Annotated in this window: 4 protein-coding genes; 3 read left to right on the top strand and 1 reads right to left on the bottom strand. The window is 40.8% G+C overall.

The window, feature by feature from the left end; translation table 11 throughout:
• The coding region (locus R6U02_RS01865) for a glycoside hydrolase family 65 protein (RefSeq protein ID WP_410261933.1) at positions 1 to 1503 on the top strand (1503 nt) is incomplete at its 5' end.
• Between the two features lie 51 nt (positions 1504 to 1554).
• Here R6U02_RS01865 and R6U02_RS01860 read toward each other — a convergent pair.
• Positions 1555 to 2256, bottom strand: coding sequence for an SDR family NAD(P)-dependent oxidoreductase (locus R6U02_RS01860; protein WP_410261932.1), 702 nt, complete (start codon positions 2254 to 2256; stop codon positions 1555 to 1557).
• A 255-nt stretch (positions 2257 to 2511) separates the two neighbouring features.
• On the opposite strand from R6U02_RS01860, the gene R6U02_RS01855 reads away from it, so the two are divergent.
• On the top strand, positions 2512 to 3552 hold the full coding sequence (locus R6U02_RS01855) for a hypothetical protein (RefSeq protein ID WP_410261931.1): 1041 nt from the start codon (positions 2512 to 2514) through the stop codon (positions 3550 to 3552).
• A gap of 259 nt (positions 3553 to 3811) precedes the next feature.
• A partial coding sequence (locus tag R6U02_RS01850; RefSeq protein WP_410261930.1) for a metallophosphoesterase occupies positions 3812 to 4657 on the top strand: 846 nt, incomplete at its 3' end.

Here is a 4657-nt window from a genome sequence, read left to right as displayed (position 1 = left end):
GTTGCATATAGCAACATATTTAATGATGCCTCGGAGAAAGAAGCAGAAGCTGAACGCATTTCAGATCTCCTTGATGACGTTGCAAAACTTGGCTTTGATGAAATAAAAGAGCAGCACGTACGATTTATGGAGGCTTTCTGGAACGCATCCGATATCCAGATAGATGGCGATGACGAAATCCAAGTCGGCTTGCGTTTCAACTTGTTTCATTTGCACCAGGCGGCCGGTCGTGACGGACTACGAAACATGTCCGCTAAAGGGTTGACTGGCGAAGGCTATGAGGGTCATTATTTCTGGGATACGGAAATGTACATGCTACCTTTTTTCCTCTACACGCAACCAGAAATAGCCAAGCGCTTATTGAATTACCGCTATACCATTTTACCAAAAGCCCGAGAAAGAGCCCGTGAAATGGCGATTGATAACGGAGCGCTTTTTGCATGGCGAACCATCAACGGTAAAGAAGCGAGTGCCTACTATCCAGCAGGAACAGCCCAAATTCACATCAATGGTGATATCGCTCACGCGGTCCACACTTATGTAAAAGCTACAGGTGATCGAGCCTTTGGTATGAACGAGGGACTAGAGATCCTAGTAGAAACTGCTCGATTCTATGCTGAGTGGGGACACTATGATAAAAAAAGAAACGGGGCATTCGTCCTGAACGGTGTGACTGGACCAGACGAATACACGGCAATTGTCAATAACAACTACTATACTAATCTGATGGCTAAACATAACTTCGACTATGCCATCGAAATGGTTGAAGAAGTCCTTGAATCAAATGATGCAAATGGAGAAAGGGTACTTGAGAAAATGAATTTCCAGCCAAGTGAACTGGAGAATTGGAAAAAAGCGTCTGAAAAGATGTTCCTGCCTTATGATGAGGAACAGGAACTCACGATGCAGGATGACAGTTTCTTCCATAAAGAGGTATGGGACATTGAAAACACGCCAAAGGACAACTTCCCGTTACTTTTACATTATCATCCATTGACCATCTACCGTTATCAGGTGAACAAACAAGCGGATACCGTCTTAGCGGAATTCCTGTTCTCCGATGAGTTTTCCCATAGCCAGAAGAAACGTGATTATGACTATTATGAATCGGTAACGACACATGACTCATCCTTGTCCCGTTCTATATTTGGTATGATGGCAAGTCACTTGGGTGATTTGGAGAAAGCCTATAGTTATTTCATGGATACGGCCTTGATGGATATGACGGATCTGCAGAGCAATACCAAAGACGGCGTCCATGCAGCCAACATGGGTGGAACGTGGATGAGCATGGTCTACGGTTTTGGAGGCATGCATTTAATGGAAGACACCTTAAACTTCTCACCACGCTTGCCTGTAAACTGGAATACGATAACATTCAAAATCCAGTTCCGGGGTCGTCTGATCCAAGTATCGATAACTAAAGAAGGTACTGACTATACGTTATTGAAAGGTGAACCTGTTACCATCAGACATTTTGATGAAGAAAAACACCTGAAGTAGGGATTAAACAGAAAAAGAGTGCTGACCCGAAACGGTCAGCACTCTTTCATTTTATATCTTATGATTTTTTATGACGATTTCAGGAACGGTGAGGTATTTTCTTGCTTTCACGTTTGCGAGGATAATATCAGCGACATCATCAGGGTCCATGAGATGTTTGATTTCCTCTTCAGTATAGATATCATCCCAGAAACTGGTTTTCATGCCGCCCATGTATGCAGCTAAAACATTAATGTCAGTATCACTCAACTCTTTTACGATGCTTTCCGTAAATCCTCGGACACCAAACTTGCTTGCGCAATAGACCGATTCAGAAGGTTTACCTTTTTTACCAGCGGTAGATATGACTTGAATGATGGTTCCTTCATTTCTTTCTTTCATTTCAGGTAGAACAGCCTGCGTACAATATATCGTTCCCTTCAAGTTGATATCGATCATTTGATCGACTGAGTCTGACGTAATGTTTTCGGCAACATCAAAGACACCGACGCCAGCATTGTTCACTAATATATCGATGTTTCCGTTGTCTTCTTTTATTTGAGCAAAGACACTGGAGACTTCTTCTGGTGATGATACGTCTAGGGTGTAGACTGAAACCTTGTCTGATTCCATCTTATCCGCCACGTGTCTTAATTTACTGAATGTTCGACCGAGCAGCGTGACATGACAACCCATTTCCGAATATTTTAACGCAAGTGAAGCACCTAGGCCACTGCCGGCACCAGTAATAACAACATGTTTCGACTCCATCATTTTTTCCTCCCTCAATATGTATTCCTTAGTATAAAAGTATCAAATATATCATTTTTTAGCAAAGATAACGACAAAAGCACTGGATGAAGCTTAAAAGAGATGGGAAAAAGACTGGTTTTCAACAAAGTTTGAGGCGTATCTAAATTTTTTCGTCTCTATCCTAGGCATATAAGGGGATGTTTTTCAATGAATTGCTTTATAATCTGGGTTACAAGTTTAAATTGCTTTTCATCACATGTTTGGAGGGAATAAGAAGTGCTAAATGCTGAAATAATTCAAATTGAAGAGATTGAAAAAGAAGAAACGGAATATGAAATGAAAGAAGGTATGAAATCAAAATTGCTGGAAGAAGCGGCCCTTGAGCGAGGAATCAACGTGAACCGGCTTAGTTTTGATACGATGATCCTTACATTAGAAGGCAAAGAGTTGCTGTTTTGTGATATGAATGGTCCTTTATCATCTGCAGCAATGATGCGGATCGTCGATGATAAATATCAAGCACGATCATTAATTAAAAGAGAGAGAGTTTCAGTACCAGCTTCAACCTACCTGAGAATTTTCGAACGTGAAGAGATAAAGACGTTTGCCAACGAAATAGGTTATCCCATTGTGTTAAAACCCAATAATTTATCCCGGGGACAAGGGGTGTATACAAATATTGAAAGTGATGCATCGTTAGCTTATCATCTTGACAAGATTTCGGAACTGGTAGGGGATGATTGCGAGCGGATCTTAATAGAAAAACAATTTATCGGCGATGACTACCGATTCTTTGTTGTCGACGGCAAGGTATTAGCCGCTACAAAACGTGCGCGTGCTAATGTCGTGGGTGACGGTGTACACACGGTTTTACAACTCATTCAAGCAAAAAACGAACAGCGAGCGCTTGACAGAGATTTGAGTCATTACTTGATTCCCACTGAGCGATCCAAACTTGGCAGATTATACCGAGAGGGACGAACGTTAGAAACGGTACCTGATGAAGGCGAACAGATCATTATTAGAGATGAATCAAATATCGCAAGCGGCGGCGAAGGAATCGACTATACAGATATCGTCCACGATCAATTCAACGAGATAGCCGTAAAAGCTATACAATCCATTCCAGGCTTTCACTATGGTGGAGTGGATGTCATTGCAGAAAACATCACACACGAACCATCTGAAAATAATTATGTTGTGACAGAAGTTGAATTCAGTCCTGGAGCGTTAAGCATGTTTCCATGGGAAGGTAGACCTATAGATATGACGAATCCCATACTTGATTTTTATCTTAAAAACTTGGATAAACTTTAATCTTGAAAATTCAATTGAAACAGTCACTAGTGAAGCCTTTATTTGACACTAGTGACTGTTTTTAATATGTATCGATCTTGTTCCAGAATAGTGTTTACATTACTATCATAAAAACACTTTATTGTTACAGTTATACGGGAAATTGATCACGTCTTGCCAAAATTCAGTGTTTTCAGTAAATATCTATTGCTTTTAAAAGAGTGAGTCGACTATACTAGACGATATGCTTCTCGCATTTATATTAAAAGGGGTTCTAAAGTTGAAATTAAAAACAAAGCTATTCTTATCTATATTTTCACTATTGGTCATTGGTGTTTATCTCTATTGGGGAAATAATGCGATCGAAACGACGCAGTACTCCTATAGTAGCGATGAAATCCCGCAATCTTTCGATGGCTATACCATCGTTCAAGTCTCTGATTTACACAATAAAGAGTTTGATGAAAAGTTAACGACTAAAATCGAAGCAGAAAACCCAGATATTATAGTGATCACCGGGGATTTGATCGACAGAAACAGAACGGACTTAACTGTTGCTCAAGACTTCCTGGAAGAAGCGAGCGACATTGCGCCTCTATATTTTGTGTCGGGCAATCATGAAGTTGCCTCTAACAAGTATCCGGAATTACAAGAGATATTGGACGAAGAAGGGGTCATTAATTTAGATAATACCAGTCACACACTAACGGAAAATAATGAGCAGATCAACCTTTTGGGCTTGGCTGATCCGCTTACGATGTTACTTGAAGAGATCGAAGAAGAAGGATCGGATGAACGAGTTCTTCAAAAAGAAATGACCGATTTGATGAACGAGAGTCCGGCTGATTTCAATCTGCTTCTATCCCACCGTGCTGAATTGCTAGATATTTACGAAGAAAGTGGCGTCGATCTCGTCTTTACTGGCCATGCTCATGGCGGACAGATAAGGTTACCGATCATAGGAGGGTTATACTCACCCGGACAAGGGTTATTACCTGGTTATACCATTGGAGAGTATACTGAAGGAAATACGACAATGATTGTCAGTCGAGGATTAGGTAATAGTATCTTCCCGCTACGCGTTTTTAATCGTCCGGAACTTGTCGTAATGACTTTGGAAGCTAGA

The sequence above is a fragment of the Alkalibacterium sp. genome (assembly GCF_046484155.1).
Taxonomy (GTDB): Bacteria; Bacillota; Bacilli; order Lactobacillales; family Carnobacteriaceae_A; genus Alkalibacterium.
Note: the sequence above shows the minus strand (reverse complement) of the source record. Positions and strands in the feature narration are given on the sequence as shown.